We start from the raw sequence: 22,235 nt of genomic DNA, 5'->3' as shown, positions 1-22,235 counted from the left end.
ACACGTCCAAGAGCCAACTGCATAACTCTGCTAAAACTTTACGAGGTTGTCGCCCCGGTCACAAGCGGTCCCGGCGACCGGGCCCGCTGCCGGTCCGCGTTTCAGGCCCCGGCCGGGGGTTGCTCCGGCCAGTCGATGTACTGGGTATAGGAGTCGTGCCGGCGCAGGTAACGGTACATAAAGGGGCAGTTCGGGATGATCCTCTTGCCGGACGCCACCACGTCGTCGAGCGCGAAGTGGGCCAGCACCTTGGCGAGCCCCTGGCCCTGGAACTGTTCCGCCGTATCGGTGTGGATGAAGTCGATATGGCCGGGCTCGTCGATGAAGCGGATCTGGACGGCCAGTTTCTCGCCGACGTGGAGCTCGTAGCGGTGCAGCTCATCATTCCGCGTGGTGGATACGTTCGGGCTGAACGTGTCTTCAGTGGCTGCCGAGTTCTCCGTCATGGTTCGACATTGGCACTTAATGGCGGGCGTGGCAATGGCGGGCCCGATCCGTCGGAGCCCGGATCGGCCAGGAACCGGGCCGGGATCCGCCCCAGCAGCAGGACGGCGAGCGCGAAGCAGGCCGCGCCCCCGCCGAGCAGTCCCAGCGTCAATCCGTTCAGTGCGGCGTCGGCTACCGGAACATAGACGACGACGGCGGCCATCAGCACGGCGGCCGCCGGGCGGGACCGGGCAGACGCGGGCGCCGTCGGGCGTTCCTCGAGCCGGCCGAAGAGCGCCAGCACGGGCAGCAGCAGTCCGATCAACGCCAGCAGCACGAGCGGCCGCCCCCACCACCAGGCGGCGGTTCCGCCCGCAGGCTTCGGAAAGTCGGTCAGCAGCAGGAGCCCGGACAGCGCGGCGAGCAGGGGCAGATGCCACAGGTAGACGGTCATCGACCGTCGTCCGGCGACGCCAATGAACTGCCGCACGCGCCGCCGGGAAGCGAGTCTGGACAGTACGGGCCGGAGGAGTTGCAGGGTGGCGGCCTGCGAGACCCCCAGGAGGAACAGGGTCAGGTTGGGCGGATTGAGGTTCACCAGCATGTTCCCGGAGTACAGTCCCAGCCAGACGAGCAGGCCCAGGACCAGGTTGCTGCCCACGATGATGGCCACCAGCACGGGGCGCCCGAGTGCCAGCGGTCCGCCGTCGGCGAGGAAGAAGCCCAGCTGCTGCACGGCGCACCACAGGAAGACCATGTTCAGGTACGCCAGCGCCGGCATCGCCCCGCGCAGGCAGTCCACCGCCACCACCAGCGACGTAAGGCCCGCCAGGGTCAGCCAGGGCGCCCGGGCGTGCAGGCGAGCGAGCAGCGGAAGATTCAGCTGCGCCGCAAGATAGGCGGCCAGGAACCACAGCGGCATGCCCGCTCCGGATACCAGCAGCTCGACGACCTGGGGGTCCACCCCGCCCAGCCGAGCCGCCCAGAGACCGGTGAACATGATCGCGAGCAGGACGGCGGCAGGACGCAGGAGCCGCAGCATCCGCGCCTGCATGAAGTCGAAAGTATTGCCGCCCCGGGCGCGCAGGCGGCGCCAGGACTGCAGCCCGGTCATGCCCCCTGCGACGAAAAAGAGCGGCATGACCTGCAGGACCCAGACCACGGGTTCGAACCACTTCTCGTTGCCGAGCGTGTTGTAGGAGGTCACTGTGCCGTCCGGGTGCAGCACCGGGCTGACCATCATGGTGTGCGCCACCACCACGAGCGCAAGGCAGAAGAATCTGGCGAGATCAATCACCAGGTCGCGGTCCGGCTTCAGGGTTGGGTTGCGCGCTGCATGCTGCCCTCGAACCATGGAGCCCCCTCGGGACCTGCCGACGCGCCCGTCTGGCTGTTTGAGCGTCGACGCCGCTGTGTTTGCCCCCATTGTCGGCCTTGTCCGGGCCGACGGCCAGTGCCGTCGGTCCCGGACGCTGATGCCGGGACCGACGTCCGGCTGCCGGCCCGACGGCGGTCAGCGCGAGAGCGTCGCCAGCGCCGTGGCCGCAAACGTCCCGGCCGCGGCGTCCCAGTCGGCCAGCAGCCCCTGGAGGTTCTCGCCGTCGGTCCGGTGCGCCGCGGTGCGTGACTCCAGGGTCTCAAGGACGCCGGTACGCAACTCGGTGTTGAAATTGACCTTGCCCACATTCATGGCCGCCGCCTTCACGAGCTCGGCGGAGGGGATTCCGGAGGCCCCGTGCAGCACCAGGGGAACGCGGGTCCGCACTGCGATGTCCTGCAGCACGTCCCAGCGCAGCTCCGGCTCGCCCTTGTACTTGCCGTGGACGTTGCCGACGGCCACGGCCAGCAGCTGGGCGCCGGTCCGTGCCACGAAGTCCTCCACCTGGGCGGAGTCGGTGAGCCCGGCCGTGCCGGCCGCCGGGGCGTTGCCTGCGGCGTCGGATCCGAACGCCCGGTCCTCGTCGCCGGCCAGGCCGCCGAGTTCGGCCTCGATCACGATCTCCGGGCCGGTGCCCGCGCCATCAGACGCCAGTACGTCCAGGGCGGCGCGTGCCGACCGGACCAGGGCAATGTTGTCCTCGTAGTCCAGCGACGATCCGTCCACCAGGACGGAGTCCGCCCCGGCGGCCACGGCGTCGGCAATCACCCGGAGGTCCGAGGCGTGGTCGAGCTGCACGGCGACCGGAACCCCGGCCCCGTCGGCCAGGCCGCGCAGCGCCGCGATCAGCCGGAGGCCGTTAGCAGTGGCCGCCGTGCTGGGCGAGACGAGCAGGATAGCGCCGCGGCCTGCCTCCTCCGCCGCCCCCACCACGGCGAGCGCCGTGGTGAAGTCATAGCAGGTGAAGGCCGGGACGGCCGATCCCTGCTGGAGGGCTGAAACCACTAAGTCGTCGAGACGGACACGCATCAGGCGCTCAGGCCTCCCACCAGGATCCAGGCCACGAAGGTCAGGGCGAAGCCGGCCACACCCAGGATGGTTGTGAGGACCGTCCAGGTGCGCAGCCCGTCGGCAACCGACAGTCCCAGGTACCGGGTGACGATCCAGAAGCCGGAGTCGTTGATGTGGCTGAGGCCGAACGCGCCAAAGCCGGTGGCCACCAGGATCAGGGCCGTCTGCACCGGCGAGTATCCGCCGTCGGCAACGGAGGTCGCCAGCAGGCCCGCGGTGGTGATGATGGCCACGGTGGCCGAACCCTGGGAGGCCCGGAGCACTGCGGCCAGCACGAACGCCATCAGGATCAGCGGGAGCCCCACGCTCTGCAGCCCCTCGGCGAGTGCCTTGCCGATGCCCGAGACGGTGAGGACTTTTCCGAAGACGCCGCCGGCGCCGGTCACCAGGATCACGATGGCGGTGGGTGCGAGGGCGGAATCCATGACCTCACCGGTGTGCTGCGAGGACCAGCCGCGGCGGATCCCGAGGAAGTAGTAGGCCATGCCGAGAGCGGTCAGGAGGGCCATGAGGGGTGAACCGACGAAGGCTGCGATGTCGGCGGCCGGGCTGCCCTTGGGCAGCAGGACGGCGCCGACGGTTCCGACCATGATCATCAGGATCGGCAGGACAATCAGGGTGATGATCATGGCAGGGCTGGGGGCGGTCTTGACGGCGGTCTTGACGGCTACGCCGCCGGACGGGGGCGCGTCCTGCTCGACCTCTGATTTGCCGGTGCCGAAGAGGCGGAATTGCTCCGCGGTGCCGGGGAGCATGGCGTAGTCGCGGCGGTTGAGCCGCTTGGCAACGAAGTAGCCGAGCACACCGACAGGGATGCAGATCAGGAGCCCGATGATGGTGGTCCAGCCGATGTCCGCATTGAGGATGCCGGCACCGCCAACAACGCCGGGGTGCGGCGGAACAACCACGTGGATGGCCAGCATGATCGCGCCGACCGGCAGTCCGATCTTGACCGGATTGACCCCGGCGGCCTTGGAGAAGCCGTAGATGATGGGGATCAGGATGATGAATCCGACGTCGAAGAAGACGGGGATGGCCAGCAGGAAGGCCGCGGACGTCAGGGCGGCGATGACGCGCCGTGGTCCGAGCAGCTCGGTGAACTTGCCGGCCAGCGACTGGGCGCCGCCGGAAACTTCAATCATCTTTCCGAGCATGGCGCCGAGGCCGACGAGGATGGCGACGGAGCCCAGCGTGCCGCCCATGCCTTCGGTGACGGTCTTAACGATGTCCGGCAGCGGGATGCCCGCGACCAGGGCCACGGCGACGCTGACAACCAGCAGTGCCAGGAAGGCCGGGATCTTGAATTTGATGACGGCCACGAGCAGCAGGGCGACGCCTGCTGCGGCTATGGCCAGGAGAGCGAGAGCGCTCATCGGGTGTCTCCTTTAACGGACCGGTCCTTGGAAGGGCCGGACGGTTGGTACGACGACGGCGGAAAGGGGGGATCCGCCGTCGTCGGGCTTGGCGAATCTGTGGATGCGGTGGTCTGTTAGGCCGTGCGCTTGGTGGGCGCGACGACCTTGATGACGGCCGAATCGTCGGCGGCGCCGAGGCCCTGGGCCTGGCCGAGGAGGTAGAGCTGCTCGGCGGCGGCGGCCACCGGCGCGGCGAGGCCGGCGGCGCGGGTGGCCTTGCCGACGATGCCCATGTCCTTGACGAAGATGTCCAGGCGGCTGAGGACTTCCGCGCCGTTTTCCGTGTAGGCCTCGAGGATGCGGGGGCCGCGGTTGGACAGCATGAAGGACCCGGCGGCGCCGGCTTCCAGGGCGGCGAGGGTCTTGGCCTGGTCCAGGCCGAGGGCGTCCGCCAGGGCCATGGCCTCGGCTGCCGCGGCGATGTGGATCCCGCAGAGCAGCTGGTTGACGGTCTTGAGGGCCTGTCCGTCGCCGGGCTTGTCCCCCACGACGGTCAGGGTGGAGGCCAGCAGTTCCAGGACCGGGCGGGCCGCCTCCAGCGCCTGCGGTTCGGCGCCGACGACGATCAGCAGGTCTCCCTCGCCGGCGCGCTTCGGTCCGCCGGAGAGCGGTGCGTCCACGAGGGCGACGCCGATTTCCGCGAGCCGGGCAACGGTGGCGGGAATGGCTTCGGTGCCCACGGTGCTGCCGAGGATCACGACGGCGCCCGGCTTCAGCACGGAGGCGACGCCGTTCTCGCCGAAGAGGACGTCGTCCAGCTGCTCGCCGTTGCGCACGGCCAGCAGCAGCGCGTCGGCGCCCTCGGCCGCTTCACGGGCGGAGGCGAACGTGCGCACGCCCGCGGCCTCGGCGAGCGCCAGGCGGGGCTCGGCGATGTCGAAGCCGTGGACGGTCAGCTGGGTTGCCAGCCGGGTGGCCATGGGCAGTCCCATGGCGCCCAGGCCGAGGACGGTGACTTTGTAGTTCATGGTTTTCTCCATTGAAATGTGGTTGGGAGGGTCAGAAGGTGTTGCTGAGCTTGCGGGTGACCTGGGCCAGGGACTCGTCATCGCCCACGTTGCCGGCGAAAACGATGTACGGGATGCCCTTCGCGGGCCCATCCACCGGCTCCCACAGGCTGACGATGCCCGGCAGCATGGGGCCGCGGACGATCGCGTGGCGGATTTCCAGGCCGTGGGCGGCCACGTCCGAGGAGGTGATGCCTCCCTTGGCGATGACAAAACGCGGCGGGAACGTCTTCAGGGTCCGGTTTACCACCGCGACGACGGCGGCGGACACGGCGCGGGCAATCCGGAGGCTCTCGGCGGCGTCGTCGGCCTTGATGAGCAGACGGCTGGTGTGGAGGATGACGTCGGCGCTGTGCAGGGACTCCACGACGTCCCGGACGATGTCGCCCAGGTAGCCCTCGGAGTCTCCGCCGAGCAGCTTTTCGACGTCGATTTCCACGATACGCGCGGCGCTGTGCTGTTCGACGAGGGCCTTGAGCTGGCGGGTCGTGACACCGACGTGCGAGCCCACCACGATGAGGCCGCCGGCGTCGGAGGGGGTGTTGCCCGCGTAGGCCTCCTCGCCGCTGAGTTCGGCACGGATTTCCTGGCCGATGCGGCCCCGGACGAACGGCGGGCCCACGCGGTAGAGCAGTTTCTTGCCGCGGCGTTCGGCTTCCTCGAGGCCCAGGGCGAGTGCCCGGAAATCGTTTTCGGTCACGATGTCGGCCACGATCGGGGTGGAGTCCGTGGCGGAGTCGATGGCGTCCGCGATGGCCCTCGCGGAGATCTGGGGGTCGCCGTCCCGGCCCGCGGCGCGGATCACGTCCAGGGTCAGCACGATCACCGAGTCTGCCCGGAAGCGGCCCTTGGACTTCTCTTCGACGTACTTGGCCAGTTCCGAGTTCTCGAAGCCGAAGCTGGCGTCCCGGGCGAATTCGGTGTCGGCCACCGGGGTGAGCTTGCCGGCGTCGTCGCCGGTGCCGCGCATGTAGTGCACGCCTCCGATCGTCACGCGGCCCGCGTCGGGAAACGCCGGGACGATGACGACGCCGTCCGTCGGCTCGCCGCTGACAGCGGCGATGGTTGCCGCAATCGTGTCCGGCTCCAGCGGGTAGTGGCCGCGGAGGGTGGAGTCGCTGCGGCTCACGAACCCCAGGCGCAGCTTCGAACTGGCCCCGCCGGAACCGGCACCACCCGCACCGTCGGTTTCGAGGGCGGCGGCCGCGAGGGCGTTCCGGACCACCTCTTCGTTGCGGGCGGCAGCCTCGGCGGGGTCCAGGCTCCGCGTGTTGGTCAGGACATAGACGGCGTCCTGGCGGCGGCCGTTGATGCGGTGGTTGAAGGCCCAGGTGAAGTCGGCGACTTCCCACCGGGTGAGGACCGGCAGGTCCGCGACGGATTGTGTGCCCGTCGGGTCGTCGTCGAGCACCACCAGGATGCGGGGGGACGGCACGGACGAGGCTGCGAGGGCGTCGGCGACGGTCCGGGCGGGGATCCGGACCTCCGCCGGGAAGGCGGCCAGCACTTCGGCTTCGAAAAGCTCTGATTCAAAAGGCACGTGCACTCCATTGTGGTGAACTCTGCTGCGGGAAAGGATTTGTAAGATGTCTGACATCTAGCATTTGAATGCTAGTGTGGCACACAGCACAAAGACGCGCAAGTAGACTGGTCCATCAGGCAGGTCGGAGACAGCGAATGGGGAAAATTGGCTAGGAAATCGCTGGTCGGCGTCGTGGCGGACGAACTGCTGGACCGGATCATCGCCGGCGAATTCCCGCCCGGGGCATCCGTCCCCGGCGAGCTGGAGCTGAGCGCCCGCCACGAGGTGAGCCGCATGACGGTCCGCGAGGCGATGAAGACCCTGCAAGCCCAGCAGATCCTCAGCGTCGAGCGCGGCCGCGGAACGTTCGTGAACCCGTTGAGCCGCTGGGCTTCGCTGGAGGCCGTCCTCCGGGCAGCCTCAGAGGGGAAGAACGACGCGGCGGCTGCCGTCCAGCTGATCGAGCTGCGCCGGATGCTGGAGTCGGGCGCCTGCGAGCTCGCCGCGGGCCGGATCAGCGACGCAGACCTCAAGACCCTCTACGGGGAGCTCGAATCGATGCGCGAGGCGCACGAGAAGCACGATGTCGCCGCGTTCGTGACGGCGGACCTTGCCTTCCACGACCTCATCCTGCGCGCCTCGGAGAATGTTTTTGTGGCCGTCCTGTTCACGCCGCTGCACCGGGTGCTGGAAAAGCGGCGGACCGAGACTTCCAAGGTGCGCGAGATCCAGGCGCACGCGATCGGCCACCACCAGAAGATCGCGGATGCGCTGGCCACGCGGGATCCGCGCCAGGCCCGGGACGCCATGGACGCGCACATGCAGCAGACGCTGGACGACCTCCAGACGTACGTCCTGGCGGAGCGCCCGGCCTGACCTACCGGCCGGAGTCCGGCCCGATACTCAGTCCGGCCCGCGAGGCGGCAGGCAGAAGGCGTAGCCGCGGCGCAGGCGGGGCTCAGGCGAGCGAGAGGAAGAGCTTCTCGAGTTCGGCCCGGTCCAGGCTGGGGTCCTCCTGCTGCATGCACTGCTGCAGGCCGGTGGCAATGATCGAGAATCCGGCCTTGTCCAGCGCGCTGGAAACCGCGGCCAGCTGGGTGACCACGCTCTTGCAGTCACGGCCTTCCTCGATCATCCGCGTGACGGCGGCAAGCTGCCCCTGGGCACGGCGAAGTCGGTTGATGACGGGCTTCATGTCGGTGGGATCGAGTTCCATCTGTTCCTCCAGGATCAACGGGGCTACATTCCATGATATACCCCCCTGCGTATCAGGGATGCCCCGCAGGGTATGATCTCCCTCGCTCTGCTAGGGACCTAAGTACCTAGTGAAGCCTGCAATTTCGGCGTATTTCTGGGAGTGTGAACGCCGCCGGTTTCCTGGATTCCGGCGCCGGCCAGGCCGGCGCCGGGGGCCCCGCCCCGCGACGGGGCCCGGACCGGAACGTGGGCCCTTCCACCGGGTCCTGGAATGCGGGGCTGTGGAGCCGCTATGTCGCGATGGGAGATTCCTTCACCTCGGGCATCGGGGACCCGGAACCCCTGAGCCCTGGCGGCATGAGGGGCTGGGCGGACCGGATCGCCGAGGAACTCAGCGAGGGAAGGCCGGATTTTCGGTACGCGAACCTCGCCGTCAGCGGACTGCTCCTGCGCGAGATCCTGGACCGGCAGCTCGGGCCCGCGATTGCGCTGCAGCCGGACCTGGTCACGCTGTCCGCCGGCGGCAACGACATTGTCTTCCGCCGCAGCGATCCCGACCGGCTCGCTGCCACCCTCGACGCCGCGGTGGGCAGGCTCAGTGCGACCGGCGCCACCATCGTGCTGTTCACCGGCCCCGACTGGCGCGACACGCCGCTGCTGGGACACAACCGCGGGAGGGTCGCCGTCTACAACGAGAACATCCGGACCATCGCCATGCGCCATCACGGGGTGATCGCTGATCTCTGGGCCCTGCGGCAGCTCTCGGACCCGCGGATGTGGGACCCGGACCGCCTGCACTTCTCGCCGATGGGGCACCACACCATTGCGGCGATGGTGCTGGAATCCCTGAGCGTCCCGCACAGCCTGAGCCCGCTGGAGCCCAAGCCCATGCCGGCCGGAAGCTGGCGCGAAAGCAAGGCCGGAGACCTCGTCTGGTTCACCAACTACCTGCTTCCCTGGATGGTCAAGCGGGTCCGGAAGCGCGCCGACGGCCCGCCGATGGCGCCCAAGCGTCCCGAGCCGGGGCCGGTGTCCGGATCCTGAGGCATGGCCTCCGGCCCCTAGTCCCGCTGCGATCTGTCGGCTAATCTGCAGGAACGGCCCACCGCCGGGTATCGATGGCGATCACGAGGAGCGAAGTTGTCTAATCACACTTACAGCATTTCTGAAATTGTCGGAACGTCGAACGAAGGCGTTGACGCCGCCGTCCGCAACGGCATCGCCGAGGCGGCCAAGACCCTGCGCAACCTCGACTGGTTTGAAGTCAAGGAAATCCGCGGACACCTCGAAAACGGCGCGATCGCCGACTGGCAGGTCACCATCAAGCTCGGGTTCCGGCTGGAGCGCTAAGCCGCAAAGGACCACCGCGTGCAGTACACGCAGCTCGGCCGCTCCGGTCTGAAAGTCTCCCGGCTCTGCCTTGGAACCATGAACTTCGGACCGCAGACCGAGGAAGCCGATGCCCGCTCCATCATGGACTCGGCGCTGGAGTCGGGCATCAATTTCTTCGACACCGCGAACGTCTACGGTGGCGCCGGCCACCGGGGCCGCACCGAGGAAATCCTGGGCCGCTGGTTCGCCACGGGCGGCGAGCGCCGGGAGCGGACAGTGCTGGCCACCAAGCTCTACGGCACCATGACGGACCGGCCCAACGAGTCCAGGCTCTCGGCACTGAGCATCCGCCGTGCCCTGGACGCGAGCCTGAAAAGGCTGCAGACGGACTACATTGACCTCTACCAGTTCCACCACGTGGACCGGCTGACTCCGTGGGATGAAATCTGGCAGGCGATCGACGTCGCGGTCCAGCAGGGCAAGATCCTGTACTCGGGCAGCAGCAACTTCGCCGGCTGGCATATCGCCCAGGCGCAGGAGGCTGCCGCACGCCGGCACAGCTACGGACTTGTCAGCGAGCAGTCCATCTACAACCTGCTGACCCGCAACGCGGAACTGGAGGTCATTCCGGCCGCCCAGCACTACGGGCTGGGGCTGATCCCCTGGTCACCCCTGCAGGGTGGACTGCTGGGTGGGGTGCTGAAGAAAGGGCACGACGGCGCGCGCCGCACCGAGGGCCGGTCCCTCGCGACCCTCGAGAAACACCGCGAACAGATCCGCGAGTTCGAGGATTTCGCCGGCGAGCTGGCCCGTGAACCGGGGGATATCGCGCTTGCCTGGCTGCTGCACCAGGCCGCCGTGACCGCACCGATTGTGGGCCCCCGCACCCGGGAACAGCTGGAGTCGGCCCTCCGCGCCCTGGACCTGGTCCTCGACGCTGGAGCGCTCCAGCGGCTGGACGGCATCTTCCCGGGGTACCGGACCGCACCGGAGGATTACGCGTGGTGATTGTCCGCCGGGCGCGCATTCCACCTGCCCCGACTCGTCCGGGAGGCCCACTATGAGTCGGACCGCCCAAAGTATCCGGTCCCCGAGTGGCTCTTTTATGCTAAGCATGATTAGTATTAGGGCAGAAGGATGAAGCGCACTCGGCAACCCGGGTGTCTCCTCAATGAAAGAAGAAGGAACAACAAAAATGGGTTTTTTTGCATTTCTGATTCTGGGCCTTATCGCCGGAGCAATCGCTAAGGCTATCCTCCCGGGCAAGCAGGGCGGTGGCATTTTCATCACCTTGCTCCTCGGCGTCGTCGGCGCCATCCTGGGCGGCTGGATTGGCGGACTGCTGTTCGGCACTGGCATCAACGAGTTCTTCTCGCTGTCGACCTGGCTCCTGGCCATCGGCGGTGCGATCATTGTCCTGCTCGTTTACGGCATGATCACCAAGCGCTCAGCCCGCTAAAGCTGACGCGACCGAAGCCGGTCCCGGGATTTTTCCCGGGGCCGGTTTTTTGGCACACGGCCTCACCACGATTTAATAGACCACCAGATTTTTTGAGCAGCACCGAGGAGCAGGAGTACAGCATGAAAGGCAAAGTTCTTTTTGGAGCCGGAATCGCCGCAGGCTACATTCTTGGATCACGGTCCGGGCGGGAAGCCTACGAAAAGCTCAAGGCCCGCGCGGCGGCCCTTTGGGAAAGCGAGCCGGTCCAGGAAAAGGTGACCGCGGCGACTGCAGCAGTGAAGGAAAAAGCCCCCGAGGTCTCTGAACAGCTCGGCGAGGCTGCCCGGCGCGCCGGGACAGTCATCGGTTCAGCCGTCCGCCGTGACCAGACCCCCACGGGGACACCGGGCGGCGGGAAGCCGGACGGCGACGCCGCAGTCGGCGGCTTCCCCGCGCACAGCACGCATCCGGAGACCGTGAACCTGGGGACCTCGTCCGCGTCCGCCCCTTCTGCCGCTTCAGCGGCCGCCGACGTCGAGTCCGACCCGGCGCTGAACGACCAGCACGGGCAGGACTGGTCCGACGAAGGCGGCGCCACCCCGGCCGGAGCCGCGACCAACGTCGATCCCGACAAGCTCTCCTAACTAGGCCGGGTCCGCGGGCACGGCGGTTGCACCAACAACGGCGGTTCCAATCACCACCGTGGCGTCCAGCGCTCCGGAGCTGGACACCCGTGCAGTGAGTCCGTTGCGGATGAAGAGCTCGACCGTCCGCGACGCCTGCCGCCGGCTCGTCTCGACCAGCAGGTGGCCGCCCGGCGCCAGCCATTCAAGCGCCGCGGCGGCCACCCGCTGCTGGACCTGCAGCCCGTCTGTGCCGCCGTCGAGGGAAACCCGCGGCTCGTGCAGGCGGGCTTCCTGCGGCAGAGTGCCGATTTCCGCGGAGGGAACGCACGGGGCGTTGACCGCCAGGACGTCGACGCGCCCGCGCAGCCGCGCCGGGAGAGGCTCGTAGAGGTCCCCTTCGTGCACGGCACCGGCGAGCGGAACGATGTTGCGGACCGCGCAGCGCACCGCGGCGGGATCGATGTCCGCGGCGTGGAGCTCCAGCGGGCCGGACAGCGCGGCCAGCGCGGCACCAACCGCCCCCGAGCCGCAGCACAAGTCGACGACGACGGGCGCCGGCCGCGGACGGCCGGTGCCGGCCAGGAGCCGCGCGGCCTGCTGGACCAGGAACCCGGTGCGGCGGCGGGGCACAAAGACCCCCGCGTCCACTTCGATCCGAAGCCCGCAGAACTCCACCCAGCCCAGGATGTGCTCAAGCGGCAGTCCGGAAACCCGCCGCTCCACGAGGGCATCAAGCTCGTCCGGTGTCGCGGCGGCGGCGCCCAGCAGCCGGGCTTCGTCCTCGGCGAAGACGCAGCCGGCCGCCCGCAGCCGCGTGATGACCGAGGGCCGGGGCGCGGGCATGGGCACAGGACAACCTCTCATGCGCCCCCCGTCCGCTGATGGTGCCGGACTCCCATGCTACCGAAGTGGCAGGATGGCACCATGGCCACGCCACTAACCGCCGACGCTTCCTCCCTTCACGTCCCGCCGGGCGCCGTCCCCGCGCATGAGCTGCTCTGGACCGGCTGCTACACCGCGGACGGCGGCGGCCGCGGGACCGGAATCGGGGCGCTGTGGGCCGGCGCTGACGGAACGCTGCGCTGGCTGGGGGTCGCCGCGGCGGCGCACTCGCCGTCGTTCCTCGCCGTACACCCCATCCTTGACGTGGTTTATGCCGTGGGCGAGGCGGCCCGGACCGTTACGGCGTACCGCCGGTCCGGCGACTTCGGCCTCGAACCCGCCGGCCCTCACTGGCCCGCCGGCGACGCGGCCTGCCATGTCGCCGTCGACCCGCAGGGCCGCTTCCTCGTGGTGGCCTGCTGGGGCGACGGCCAGGTCCTGCTGTTCGAGCTGGATGGCGACGGCGGCATCTCGGCTCGGTTCGCGGCGGCCGCCTCGACGCCGGCCGGGCGGCCCAGCCGCGCCCACGCCAGCCTGATGCTCGACGACGGCCGGGTGATGACCACCGACCTCGGGCACGACCTCCTGCGGGTCTGGAACTACGTACCCGGCCAGGGGCTGCGGCTGGACCACGAAGTGACCCTCCCCCGGGACAGCGGCCCCCGGCACCTGGTCCAGCATCCCGGCGGCAGCGTGTTCGTGGTGACGGAGTATTCGGTTGAGGTTGCCGTGGTGCAGCGGTCCGCCGGGTCCGGCACGTTCAGCCTGGCCGGCGTGGTCCCGGCGACCGCGGCGGGTGCCCTTGCCGGTGACTCCGCCGCCGAGATTGCCCTCGCCGCCGACGGGAGGCACGCCTACGTCGGGGTGCGCGGCTCCAACCGGATCGGCGTGCTGGCGGTGGACGCGGGCGGCGGCATAGTCCGGCCCGTGGCCGACATTCCCAGCGGCGGCGACTGGCCGCGGCATCATCTGGTCCGCAACGGCTGGCTGCACGTGGCGCACGAACGCTCCGGGGATGTGGTGACGTACCGGCTGGATACGGAGACCGGGCTCCCCGGCGAAGCCGTGGGCCGGGTGGACCTGGCGTCGCCCACCGCGCTGGTCCCCGCGCGGGACATGCCCAGTCCCCGCAGCGGACAGTGGACATAAGGGCACTCTGTCCACTCCTCCCGGCACGCGGAGGCCATGTCCCGGGGTTCAGACCCGAAAATATTCTGACCATTCGCTGGAATAACTCCCGTGCAAGCGTTTACAGTTGTGACTTGGCTCTCAGGAGTCTCTCTCCGCATCGCCCTTCGCAGAGGCAACGTCGCTTACCGGAAGGTCTCCATCGTGTTCATCCGCAGTACCAGCACGGGCGCAACGCCTGCGCCCAGCCACCGGGAGTGGCATACCGTCCTCCTCCGCAGCGGGGCCGCCATGACGGCGGCGCTCGTGACCGCGGCAGCCGCCGTCGTCGCCCCGATTCCGGCAGCCCAGGCAGCGCCGGACCCTGACGGCGCTTCGGGCGTCCACTCGCTCCGCGGTCCGGTGACGGACGAGCGCTTCTATTTCGTGATGGCGGACCGCTTCAACAACGGCAGCACCGCCAACGACGACGGCGGCCTCGGCCCGGACCCGATGGTCTCCGGCTTCGACCCGACCAGCAAGGGCTTCTACAACGGCGGGGACCTCAAAGGCCTGCGGGAGAAGATCGACTACATCCAGGGCCTCGGAACCACGTCCATCTGGCTGACCCCGAGTTTCAAGAACAAGGCGGTCCAGCCGGAGGACAAGTCAGCCGGCTACCACGGCTACTGGATCACCGACTTCACCCAGATCGATCCGCACCTGGGCACGAACGGGGAGCTGAAAGCGCTCATCGACGAGGCCCACTCCCGCGGCATGAAGGTCTACTTCGACATCATCACCAACCACACCGCGGACGTCATCGGCTACAAGGATGACGGCGAGGCCAAAGACCGCGCCGCCTACGTCTCCAAGGACGCCGCCCCCTACCTGACCGCCGCCGGGACCCCCTTCGACGACCGCGACTACGCCGGCACGGACGACTTCCCGGCCCTGAACGCGGCGACGTCCTTCCCTTACGAGCCGGTGCTGGCACCCGGGGAAGAGACACTCAAGGTCCCGGAATGGCTCAACGACCCGACGCTCTATCACAACCGCGGCGACACCACCTTTGAAGGCGAGAACTCCTTCTACGGGGACTTCTTCGGTCTCGATGACCTGTTCACCGAGCACCCGACTGTGGTCGACGGTATGAGCAAGATCTACAAGGACTGGATCCGGGACTTCGGTGTGGACGGCTTCCGGATCGACACCATGAAGCACGTCAACGACGAGTTCTGGCAGAAGTTCGGCCCGGAAGTCCTTGACTACGCCAGGGCCCACGGCAAGGACGAGTTCTTTATGTTCGGCGAGGTCTTCGACACGTCCAAGAGCTTCACCTCGCAGTTCACGACCCGCAACAAGATGCAGGCCGTGCTGGATTTCCCGTTCCAGGACGCCGCCCGCAACTTCGCCTCACGGGGCCAGGCCGCGGAAGGCCTGGAGACCTTCTTCGCCGGGGACGACTGGTACACCGACGCGGACTCCAACGTCTACCAGCTGCCCACCTTCCTCGGGAACCACGACATGGGCCGGATCGGCAGCTTCGTCACCGCGGACAACCCCCAGGCGGACGACGCCGAACGCGTCGCCCGCGACCGGCTCGCCCATGAGCTGATGTACTTCTCCCGCGGCAATCCCGTCATCTACTACGGCGACGAACAGGGATTCACCGGCCCGGGCGGGGACCAGGATGCGCGCCAGACGCTCTTCGCGAGCCGGGTTGCGGACTATCTCGACGACGACCTACTCGGCACCGACGCCACCCACGCGGCGGACAACTTCGACCCGGCTCACCCCCTGTATGCCGGCATCAGCGCCCTCGCCGCGCTGACGGCGGAGCACCCGGCGCTGCGGAACGGCGCCCACCAGAACCGCTATGCCTCCGAGGAGTCCGGCATTTACGCCTTCTCCAGGATCGATGCCCGGGACCAGCGCGAGTACGTGGTGTCGGTCAACAACAGCGGACAGCCCCAGACAGCCGCCGTGCCGACCTATGTCGGCAAGCGGACGTACAGCCGGATCTACGGGGATGCCGCAGCGGAATCCAGGACCGACGCGGACGGCAAGCTCACCGTGACGGTGCCGCCGCTCTCCGCCGTCGTATACGAATCCTCCGGCCGCATCCCGCGCTCCAAGGCAGCCCCCGCCGTCGCCCTCCAGGATCCGGCACCGGCCGCCGGGGACAACGGCCGCCTGCGGATTGGAGCCGACGTCGGCGGCAGTTCGTTCTACGAGGTGACATTCCAGGCACGCACAGCCGGCGGCGCCTGGGCGCCCATCGGCACCGATGACACCGCCCCGTACCAGGTCTTCCACGACGTCGCCGGACTGAACGCCGGAACCGCCCTGGAGTACCGGGCGGTGGTGCTCGACAACGGCGGACACACTTCCGTGAGCCAGCCCCGCACGGGTGCCGTCCCCGCCCCGGTCCTGAGCCTGGTGTCCCCCAAGGAGGGCAGCAGTGTCCAGGGCAAGGTGGAGGTCAGTGCGGTCGCCAGCCCGGAAAAGGCAGACTACGTCGTCCGCTTCGAGCGCAGCATCAGCGGCGGCGAATGGTCGAACATCGGTGAGGACAGCACCTCCCCCGCCTACACCGTCGTCGACGATCTGGGCGCACTGGCCGTGCCGGACGGCACCCAGCTCCGCTACCGGGCACTGATGAGCGTCCCGGGCGCAGACGAGGTGGTCAGCGAGACCCGCACGGTCGTGTCCGGGGAGCTTCCGCAGCCGGCTTCGGTCACCGTCGCCGGCAGCCTGAACTCGGAAATGGGCTGCCCGGGTGACTGGCTGCCCGACTGTGAGAGCGCGTTCATGACCCTGGATCCGGCAGACAGGATCTGGCGGCTGACCGCGGACCTGCCCGCCGGCAGCTACGAGTTCAAAGCCGCCCTCAACGGATCGTGGGCCGAGAACTACGGTGCCGGCGGAGCGCTGAACGGCAACAACATCACGCTGAACCACCCCGGCGGCCCGGTCACCTTCCGCTATGACAACAGCACGCACCTGCTCAGCGCCGGCTACGCCTCCCAGCAGCCGGGGGCTGTGGCGGCAGCGGGCGAAATGAACTCGGAACTCGGCTGCACGGGTGACTGGATGCCGGACTGTGACCAGGCGCAGCTGACGCTGGATCCCACGGACCTGGTCTGGAAGCTGACCACGACCCTGCCGGCCGGCAGCTACGGGTTCAAGGCGGCCCTCAACCGCTCGTGGACGGAGAACTACGGGGCAGGAGGCGCGCCGGGCGGCGGGAACGTCAACATCACGCACGACGGCGGGCAGATCACCTTCCGCTACGACCACACCAGCCACATCATCCGCGCCGACTAATCGCGGCCTCCAAGGCCGGGACGCACCCTCGGTGCGTCCCGGCCTTTTGCGGTTAAGGCTCGCGACCAGGGGTGGACTGGGTCCGCGCATCCGGACGGGCCGCGGGACATGCCCAGTCCCCGCACCGAACAGTGGACATAGGGGCACTATGTCCATCCTTCCCCGCACACGGAGGGCATGTCCCCCCGGGTAGGTCAGCGCCTCGCCGCCCACTCCAGCAGGCGCTCCAGGGGCCAGCTGGTGATGATCCGCTCCGCCGGCACGCCGTTGCGTTCCGCGCGCTCGGCGCCGTACTGCAGGAAATCGAGCTGTCCCGGGGCGTGGGCGTCGCTGTCGATGCTGAACAGGCAGCCGGCGTCGAGGGCGACCTCGATGAGGGCGCCCGGCGGGTCCTGGCGTTCGGGACGGGCGTTGATTTCGACGGCGACGTTGTGCTCCGCGCAGGCGGCGAAGACCTCGCGGGCGTCGAACTCCGACGCCGGACGTGTTCCGCGGCCGCCCTGGATGAGCCGGCCTGTGCAGTGGCCCAGCACGTTCATGTGCGGGTCCGCGATGGCGCCGAGCATCCGCCGAGTCATGGTGCGTTTGTCCGCCCGAAGCTTCGAGTGCACGCTCGCGACCACGATATCCAGCCGGTCCAGCATCTCGGGGGTCTGGTCCAGGCTGCCGTCCTCAAGGATGTCGGCCTCAATGCCCCGCAGGAGGCGGAACCCCCCGTCGGTGCGGTCATTGATCTCCGCGACGACGCCGAGCTGCTCGGCCAGCCGTTCGGCGCTCAGCCCGTTGGCGATCTTGAGGTTGGGCGAGTGGTCGGTCAGTGCGAGGTACTCGCGGCCCAGCAGCCTCGCGGCGTCGACCATGGCCTGGATCGGGGATCCGCCATCGGACCAGTCGCTGTGGCTGTGCAGGTCGCCGCGCAGCGAGGCGAGCAGCTCATGCCCTCCCGGCACCAGCGGCCGGGCTCCCCGGTTTCGCAGTCCGTCAAGGTACTCCGGGACGCCGCCGTCGAGCGCCTCCCTGATGACCTGATACGTGCGGTCGCCGATCCCCTTGGTCCTCCTGAGCCGGCCGTCCCCGGCCCGGGCCGCCAGTTCCTCCGGCCCCAGGCCGGCAATGATTCCGGCGGCCTTGCGGAACGCCTGGATCTTGAAGGTCGGGGCGAGCTCGCGTTCGAGCCAGAAGGCAATCTCGTTGAGGGCGTCTGCGGCATCCATGGCACCATCTTGCACCCCGGGCGCCCGTGCGGGGAGCCCGGCGGCGGCCCGATGCCACGCCGCTGTGCGCGGCGGGGCGGCGTTCTGAGAGTCTTGCCCCGGCCTGGGCCCTCTGTATGAGGCCAAGGCGGAACGGCGCAACCGGGCGGTGGTCGGGTTCAGCGGTGCGGGGACCCCGGCCAGCTAAGCTGTCCGGCCCCCTCAGTGTGTGCGGGGCAGCTTCGCGGCGAGTTTTCCGGCTGCGGCCGCCTTGGGCCGCGCCGCGGGGTCCATAGCGGTCATGGCGGTCAGCAGCGACACCCAGGCCGCACCGAGGCCCGCGGGAATGCCGGGGGTGCGGAGCGTGCGCGCCACCAGGGATTCCGTCAGGGTGCCCGGGAACGCCTTGGCCCCGGTGAGGCACTCCAGCAGCACCAGCCCGAGGGAATAGACGTCGCCGGGCGCCCCGGGATGCCGGCCGGCGGCCTGCTCGGGGCTCATGTAGTGCACGTTGCCGGAGGAATCGCCCGGGTCCAGCCTGGCTCCGGCAGGAGTGGAAATGCCGAAGTCGGCGAGCCGGACCGCGGAGCGCCGCAGTTCACTGAGCAGGATATTCGCGGGTTTAATGTCGCGGTGGACCAGCCCGCGCGCATGGACGTGTGCAAGCCCGGACAGCGCGCCGGGACGACGCCCTCGGCAATGAAGGTGACGATCGCGGGATGATCGAGCGAGGCCAGGATGCGCGCCTCGGCATGGATCCGTTTCGCCTGCCGCGGTTCCGGACCCTCGGCAACCTTGACGGCGACCGGCCGACCGTCTGACAGGTCCGTGGCGCGGAAAACGGTGGCGGTGGCGCCCCGGCCCAGCAGTTCCTGGACAAGGAAACGCCTCGCGGGGGCGCCGGGGAGCATCAACACCCTGGCCCCGAGGCCGGCTTCCGGAACTGAAGATAGTGTGCCGGCGGGCCGTTCCGCGAGGGCCACCGCGGAGGGCGGGGTCACCGGCTGAGCCCGGACAGGATCCCGGACGGGCGGATGATTCCGTCCAGCTGGAAGCCGCAGCCGCAGCGCCAGAGCGGCGGCAGCTCGGCCGCCGCATCGGCCGGCGCGAAGGAGTACACGGACATACTGGCCGACGCAGGCGTCTTCCACTCCATCGGCATCCCGCAGTGGACCGGCGCGGCCAGGGACTGCAGGGGTGGCACGGAGGCGGGGGCCAGTTCAGTCACGGCGCCGCCGGGAAAACACATATCAGACATGGTTAGTAAGCATACATATAACTAGGCAGACTAGCTAGTTTTTAGACGCTAGCCCACGGTGTGGTGCGGGGGGCTCCGCGACGGCTTCACTCATCCGCCGCAGGAAACTGACCACGGTCCGCGCCTCCTCGGCGCTCAGCTCCTCCGCGACGGCCATCATCCGGCGGTGCATGTCCCCCAGCGTGGCCCGCACCTCCGCATCCGTGGCCGCCGTCGGAACGATCACCAGCGAGCGCCGGTCCGTGGGGTGGGGCTCGCGCCGGACGTGCCCGCTGCCGACGAGGCGGTCGATCAGGGAGGTGGTGGAGGCACTAGTGATGCCCAGGATGCGGCTGAGGTCCTTCGGCCCCACCCGCTCGCCGCTGGCCTGGGCGCGGAGCAGGTACCTCAGCGCCAGCAGGTCCGTCTCGCCCATCCCCATGGAATCCCGCGTGGAGCGCCGCCGGGCGACCTCCGCGTTGCGGTATTCGCGCAGCGCCTGCAGGACGGCGCCCGGCGGGTCGAGCCTGTCGTCGGGTCCGTACCAGTACCCGGAACCGGAGGGGCTGTGCGCGTTCATCCGGCAATCCTAGCTGAACTGATAACTAGTCCATCGTGTGTTCTCCGTCTGGTCGGGCGGCGAATAAACCCGCGAACCGGATCCGTTTTGCGGCCTTTGCATGCCGCGACCCCATGTCCGCTCCGGTCAGTTCTCAGTAAACTGGGACGCATGACCGAGCAGGACCCGGCCCTGCCCAGGGCCGATTCCATCGACACGTCCCTGCGGAGTCCGGCGCAGCGGTTCCGCACCTTCGCCGGGATCCTGGTGAACACCGCCCTGGCCAACATCACGACCAGCTACCTGTGGTTCGCCCTGACGTTCTGGGTGTACCTGCAGACGCGCAATGTGATCGCCACAGGGGTTATCGGGGGCGCGTACATGCTGCTGATCGCCGTTTCCAGCATCAGCTTCGGCACCTTCGTGGACCGCTACCGCAAGCTGGCGGTGATGCGCTTCGCCGCCGGCTTCACCCTGGTGATGTTCGTGCTGTCCGGAGTCATGTTCCTGCTGACACCCCCTGCGGCACTGCTGGACCTGACGCAGCCGTGGTTCTGGGTCTTCACCCTGATCATCCTGGTCGGCGCGGTGGTGGAAAACATGCGCAACATCGCTCTCTCCACCACTGTCACCATCCTTATCGAACCGGACCGGCGGGCGAACGCCAACGGGCTGGTGGGCATGGTGCAGGGACTGATGTTCATCGTCACCTCGGTGCTCTCCGGGCTGTCGGTCGGGCTGCTGGGCATGGGCTGGACGATCGCCGTCGCCATCGCGCTCACGGCGCTGGCATTCGCGCACCTGCTCACGCTGCGCATGCCCGAGGAGGTGCGCGCGGCCGCCACGGACGCGCACGGCGGCTTCGACCTGCGCGGCTCCCTCGCCGCCGTCATGGCCATTTCCGGACTGTTCGCGCTGATCCTCTTCTCCACGTTCAACAACTTCATCGGCGGCGTATACATGGCGCTGATGGACCCCTACGGCCTGGAGATGTTCCCCGTGGAGCTGTGGGGAACCTACTTCGCGCTCGGCGCCACCGGGTTCATCGTGGGCGGCGCGCTGATCGGCAAGTTCGGACTCGGGTCCAACCCGCTGCGCACCATGCTCCTGGCGGTGATCCTAATGGGGGTCCTCGGCGCCGTGTTCACATTGCGGGAGTGGGGATGGCTGTACATCGCCGGCATCTGGCTGTACCTGGTCCTGGTGCCCTTCGTGGAGGCCGCCGAGCAGACGATCATCCAGCTGGTGGTGCCTCTGCAGCGGCAGGGCCGGGTGTTCGGGTTCGCCATGGCATTCGAGTCCGCGGCAGCGCCGATCACCGCGTTCCTCGTCGCGCCGATCGCCCAGATCTGGATCATCCCGTACGCGCGGTCGGCCGAGGGCGCCGCCCAACTGGCCCCGCTGCTGGGCGAGGGGACCTCCCGCGGCATCGCCCTGGTGTTCCTGATCGCCGGGATCATCATGATCGCGGCCGCGCTGCTGGCCTTCCTGACGCCCGTGTACCGCCGGGTCTCGGCGACGTATGCCGGGACGGCAGCAGCGGCGGCGGAGACGGCGAACACCGCCTCCTCGTCCCCAGGCTGAGCCTGTGCGACCGCCGCGACCATAGCAGCGATCAGCACCGTGCCGGATTCAGCCGTTCTGCGCACCCTTGGCGCCGGAGGCCGCTCCCGCGACCGAAGTGCTGCCCAGACGGCTGCACAAATACCGGCACCTTGGCGGTCTCGTCGTCAGCACCAGCGTTAGCTAGGGGTTGCCGGGGCCCACAAGGGCGCAAAAAAAGAAGCAGGCCAGAGGCAAAATGCCTCTGGCCTGCTCCGCGGGTGGGCCCTGTGGGGATCGAACCCACGACCCACGGATAAAATCCGCCAATAGCTGCCCCGATCCGGCCACGTCTCGATACCCAATAATCCGCGGGATTTCAGGCTCAAAGTGCACATCACTCGCCCGCAAAATTCCGGCCACATCTTGCCAGTTCTTGGACGGATGTCTCCAAAATGTACCCACGGAGGACCCCTCGCCAGGAAGGCGGACACGACATTGGCCCGCTAAACCGCCAACTTGTCACCATCTGGAACGATTTAGCGACGATCTTGTCGAGCGGGGCTCTTGTCCACAGCCTGTGGATTGCGGGGGTTTCCCTCTAGCGTGCCGGGATTTTGCCTAGGCCGAACCACACGGATGTAACCCGGGGATGGGAGAATCACACTTCTTGCGGCTACGCTGATTTTATGAAGCCGGATCAAGCCGACTTCTGACGATACAAATCGACCCCGCCGTAGTGGTTCCGAAGGCCAATTCAGAATCCGGCGAGGTCATTTGTCCGTCAAACCCAAGTCCGACACCTGCACCGCATGCAAGGAACCGAAAGGAATCTAAGGGAATGTTCTAACACCCAAAACATACCCGTTTACGGGTATCCGTGGCAATTCAAATGTCCAGCGGCGTGTCAAGGACACGTCCCGACAATCGAAAAGTCTGGATGCCAGCAGGTGGTCGGCAACCCAAAGAA

The 22,235-nt window shown here is 68.3% G+C and carries 21 protein-coding genes and 1 pseudogene; 9 read left to right on the top strand and 13 right to left on the bottom strand.

Translation table 11 applies throughout. From position 1 onward, the window contains the following. Nucleotides 1-101 precede the first annotated feature (101 nt). The 6 genes from J2W14_RS02720 to J2W14_RS02695 form a co-directional block, all read right to left on the bottom strand. Nucleotides 102-446 (bottom strand): GNAT family N-acetyltransferase, encoded by a 345-nt coding sequence (locus J2W14_RS02720; RefSeq protein ID WP_307457982.1) that lies wholly within the window; start codon nucleotides 444-446, stop codon nucleotides 102-104. Next, entirely contained in the window at nucleotides 443-1,780 is a 1,338-nt protein-coding gene (locus tag J2W14_RS02715; protein ID WP_307457980.1) for an acyltransferase family protein, read from the bottom strand. The genes J2W14_RS02720 and J2W14_RS02715 overlap by 4 nt, the downstream gene beginning before the upstream one ends. Nucleotides 1,781-1,939: 159 nt before the next feature. Beyond that, nucleotides 1,940-2,833, bottom strand: a complete 894-nt coding sequence (locus J2W14_RS02710) for a class II fructose-bisphosphate aldolase (RefSeq protein WP_307457977.1) — start codon at nucleotides 2,831-2,833, stop codon at nucleotides 1,940-1,942. Continuing rightward, the gene (locus J2W14_RS02705; protein WP_307457974.1) at nucleotides 2,833-4,248 is read right to left on the bottom strand and encodes a GntP family transporter; all 1,416 of its coding nucleotides are present in this window, start codon (nucleotides 4,246-4,248) and stop codon (nucleotides 2,833-2,835) included. The genes J2W14_RS02710 and J2W14_RS02705 overlap by 1 nt, the downstream gene beginning before the upstream one ends. 116 nt (nucleotides 4,249-4,364) lie before the next feature. Then, nucleotides 4,365-5,270: an NAD(P)-dependent oxidoreductase gene (locus J2W14_RS02700; protein WP_370871168.1), complete on the bottom strand. Its 906-nt coding sequence runs from the start codon at nucleotides 5,268-5,270 to the stop codon at nucleotides 4,365-4,367. Nucleotides 5,271-5,289: 19 nt separating this feature from the next. After that, nucleotides 5,290-6,837 (bottom strand): four-carbon acid sugar kinase family protein, encoded by a 1,548-nt coding sequence (locus J2W14_RS02695; RefSeq protein ID WP_307457968.1) that lies wholly within the window; start codon nucleotides 6,835-6,837, stop codon nucleotides 5,290-5,292. 147 nt (nucleotides 6,838-6,984) lie between these two features. Between J2W14_RS02695 and J2W14_RS02690 the strand changes: the two genes are divergently transcribed. Next, complete coding sequence (locus tag J2W14_RS02690) at nucleotides 6,985-7,695, top strand: FadR/GntR family transcriptional regulator (RefSeq protein ID WP_307457964.1); 711 nt, start codon at nucleotides 6,985-6,987, stop codon at nucleotides 7,693-7,695. Between the two features lie 82 nt (nucleotides 7,696-7,777). On the opposite strand, the gene J2W14_RS02685 is transcribed toward J2W14_RS02690, so the two are convergent. Then, nucleotides 7,778-8,035, bottom strand: a complete 258-nt coding sequence (locus J2W14_RS02685) for a metal-sensitive transcriptional regulator (protein ID WP_018774886.1) — start codon at nucleotides 8,033-8,035, stop codon at nucleotides 7,778-7,780. Nucleotides 8,036-8,316: 281 nt separating this feature from the next. Here J2W14_RS02685 and J2W14_RS02680 point away from each other — a divergent pair, with 281 nt between their 5' ends. From J2W14_RS02680 to J2W14_RS02660, 5 genes are all read left to right on the top strand, one after another. After that, nucleotides 8,317-9,060 carry an SGNH/GDSL hydrolase family protein gene (locus J2W14_RS02680; RefSeq protein WP_307458290.1) on the top strand — a complete coding sequence of 248 codons (744 nt, stop codon included), beginning with the start codon at nucleotides 8,317-8,319 and terminating at the stop codon, nucleotides 9,058-9,060. Between the two features lie 96 nt (nucleotides 9,061-9,156). Then, the gene (locus J2W14_RS02675) at nucleotides 9,157-9,366 is read left to right on the top strand and encodes a dodecin (protein WP_144672133.1); all 210 of its coding nucleotides are present in this window, start codon (nucleotides 9,157-9,159) and stop codon (nucleotides 9,364-9,366) included. An 18-nt stretch (nucleotides 9,367-9,384) separates the two neighbouring features. After that, entirely contained in the window at nucleotides 9,385-10,356 is a 972-nt protein-coding gene (locus J2W14_RS02670) for an aldo/keto reductase (RefSeq protein ID WP_307457959.1), read from the top strand. 187 nt (nucleotides 10,357-10,543) lie between these two features. After that, complete coding sequence (locus J2W14_RS02665) at nucleotides 10,544-10,807, top strand: GlsB/YeaQ/YmgE family stress response membrane protein (protein ID WP_307457956.1); 264 nt, start codon at nucleotides 10,544-10,546, stop codon at nucleotides 10,805-10,807. A 122-nt stretch (nucleotides 10,808-10,929) separates the two neighbouring features. Beyond that, entirely contained in the window at nucleotides 10,930-11,433 is a 504-nt protein-coding gene (locus J2W14_RS02660; protein WP_307457953.1) for a YtxH domain-containing protein, read from the top strand. Here the strand turns inward: J2W14_RS02660 and J2W14_RS02655 are convergent, their stop codons facing one another. Next, nucleotides 11,434-12,258: a putative protein N(5)-glutamine methyltransferase gene (locus J2W14_RS02655; RefSeq protein WP_307457951.1), complete on the bottom strand. Its 825-nt coding sequence runs from the start codon at nucleotides 12,256-12,258 to the stop codon at nucleotides 11,434-11,436. A gap of 81 nt (nucleotides 12,259-12,339) precedes the next feature. Here J2W14_RS02655 and J2W14_RS02650 point away from each other — a divergent pair, with 81 nt between their 5' ends. Both J2W14_RS02650 and J2W14_RS02645 read left to right on the top strand, forming a co-directional pair. After that, nucleotides 12,340-13,446 (top strand): lactonase family protein, encoded by a 1,107-nt coding sequence (locus J2W14_RS02650; protein ID WP_307457949.1) that lies wholly within the window; start codon nucleotides 12,340-12,342, stop codon nucleotides 13,444-13,446. Nucleotides 13,447-13,716: 270 nt separating this feature from the next. Next, nucleotides 13,717-16,734 (top strand): alpha-amylase family glycosyl hydrolase, encoded by a 3,018-nt coding sequence (locus tag J2W14_RS02645; protein WP_307458286.1) that lies wholly within the window; start codon nucleotides 13,717-13,719, stop codon nucleotides 16,732-16,734. A gap of 194 nt (nucleotides 16,735-16,928) precedes the next feature. Here the strand turns inward: J2W14_RS02645 and J2W14_RS02640 are convergent, their stop codons facing one another. The 5 genes and pseudogenes from J2W14_RS02640 to J2W14_RS02620 all read right to left on the bottom strand — a co-directional run bounded on the left by J2W14_RS02640 (nucleotide 16,929) and on the right by J2W14_RS02620 (nucleotide 19,744). Further along, nucleotides 16,929-17,948, bottom strand: a complete 1,020-nt coding sequence (locus J2W14_RS02640) for a PHP domain-containing protein (protein ID WP_307457946.1) — start codon at nucleotides 17,946-17,948, stop codon at nucleotides 16,929-16,931. 201 nt (nucleotides 17,949-18,149) lie between these two features. After that, complete coding sequence (locus J2W14_RS02635; RefSeq protein WP_307458284.1) at nucleotides 18,150-18,554, bottom strand: protein kinase domain-containing protein; 405 nt, start codon at nucleotides 18,552-18,554, stop codon at nucleotides 18,150-18,152. 128 nt (nucleotides 18,555-18,682) lie between these two features. Then, nucleotides 18,683-18,838 (bottom strand): annotated as a pseudogene (locus J2W14_RS02630) (serine/threonine-protein kinase); the annotation flags it as partial. 86 nt (nucleotides 18,839-18,924) lie between these two features. Next, nucleotides 18,925-19,176 carry a hypothetical protein gene (locus J2W14_RS02625; RefSeq protein ID WP_307457943.1) on the bottom strand — a complete coding sequence of 84 codons (252 nt, stop codon included), beginning with the start codon at nucleotides 19,174-19,176 and terminating at the stop codon, nucleotides 18,925-18,927. 43 nt (nucleotides 19,177-19,219) lie between these two features. Next, the gene (locus J2W14_RS02620) at nucleotides 19,220-19,744 is read right to left on the bottom strand and encodes a MarR family winged helix-turn-helix transcriptional regulator (protein WP_307457940.1); all 525 of its coding nucleotides are present in this window, start codon (nucleotides 19,742-19,744) and stop codon (nucleotides 19,220-19,222) included. Nucleotides 19,745-19,894: 150 nt separating this feature from the next. Between J2W14_RS02620 and J2W14_RS02615 the strand changes: the two genes are divergently transcribed. Continuing rightward, nucleotides 19,895-21,307, top strand: coding sequence for an MFS transporter (locus tag J2W14_RS02615; protein ID WP_307457936.1), 1,413 nt, complete (start codon nucleotides 19,895-19,897; stop codon nucleotides 21,305-21,307). Nucleotides 21,308-22,235 lie beyond the last annotated feature (928 nt).

This window comes from Pseudarthrobacter oxydans, assembly GCF_030812335.1.
Lineage (GTDB): Bacteria > Actinomycetota > Actinomycetes > Actinomycetales > Micrococcaceae > Arthrobacter > Arthrobacter oxydans_B.
Note: the sequence above shows the minus strand (reverse complement) of the source record. Positions and strands in the feature narration are given on the sequence as shown.

Coding starts and splice junctions, on each gene's coding strand:
- J2W14_RS02720 (WP_307457982.1), bottom strand. CDS start 446: ATGACGGAGAACTCGGCAGCCACTGAAGACACGTTCAGCCCGAACGTA.
- J2W14_RS02715 (WP_307457980.1), bottom strand. CDS start 1,780: ATGGTTCGAGGGCAGCATGCAGCGCGCAACCCAACCCTGAAGCCGGAC.
- J2W14_RS02710 (WP_307457977.1), bottom strand. CDS start 2,833: ATGCGTGTCCGTCTCGACGACTTAGTGGTTTCAGCCCTCCAGCAGGGA.
- J2W14_RS02705 (WP_307457974.1), bottom strand. CDS start 4,248: ATGAGCGCTCTCGCTCTCCTGGCCATAGCCGCAGCAGGCGTCGCCCTG.
- J2W14_RS02700 (WP_370871168.1), bottom strand. CDS start 5,270: ATGGAGAAAACCATGAACTACAAAGTCACCGTCCTCGGCCTGGGCGCC.
- J2W14_RS02685 (WP_018774886.1), bottom strand. CDS start 8,035: ATGGAACTCGATCCCACCGACATGAAGCCCGTCATCAACCGACTTCGC.
- J2W14_RS02680 (WP_307458290.1), top strand. CDS start 8,317: ATGGGAGATTCCTTCACCTCGGGCATCGGGGACCCGGAACCCCTGAGC.
- J2W14_RS02665 (WP_307457956.1), top strand. CDS start 10,544: ATGGGTTTTTTTGCATTTCTGATTCTGGGCCTTATCGCCGGAGCAATC.
- J2W14_RS02660 (WP_307457953.1), top strand. CDS start 10,930: ATGAAAGGCAAAGTTCTTTTTGGAGCCGGAATCGCCGCAGGCTACATT.
- J2W14_RS02655 (WP_307457951.1), bottom strand. CDS start 12,258: ATGCCCGCGCCCCGGCCCTCGGTCATCACGCGGCTGCGGGCGGCCGGC.
- J2W14_RS02650 (WP_307457949.1), top strand. CDS start 12,340: ATGGCCACGCCACTAACCGCCGACGCTTCCTCCCTTCACGTCCCGCCG.
- J2W14_RS02645 (WP_307458286.1), top strand. CDS start 13,717: ATGACGGCGGCGCTCGTGACCGCGGCAGCCGCCGTCGTCGCCCCGATT.
- J2W14_RS02640 (WP_307457946.1), bottom strand. CDS start 17,948: ATGGATGCCGCAGACGCCCTCAACGAGATTGCCTTCTGGCTCGAACGC.
- J2W14_RS02625 (WP_307457943.1), bottom strand. CDS start 19,176: ATGTGTTTTCCCGGCGGCGCCGTGACTGAACTGGCCCCCGCCTCCGTG.
- J2W14_RS02620 (WP_307457940.1), bottom strand. CDS start 19,744: ATGAACGCGCACAGCCCCTCCGGTTCCGGGTACTGGTACGGACCCGAC.
- J2W14_RS02615 (WP_307457936.1), top strand. CDS start 19,895: ATGACCGAGCAGGACCCGGCCCTGCCCAGGGCCGATTCCATCGACACG.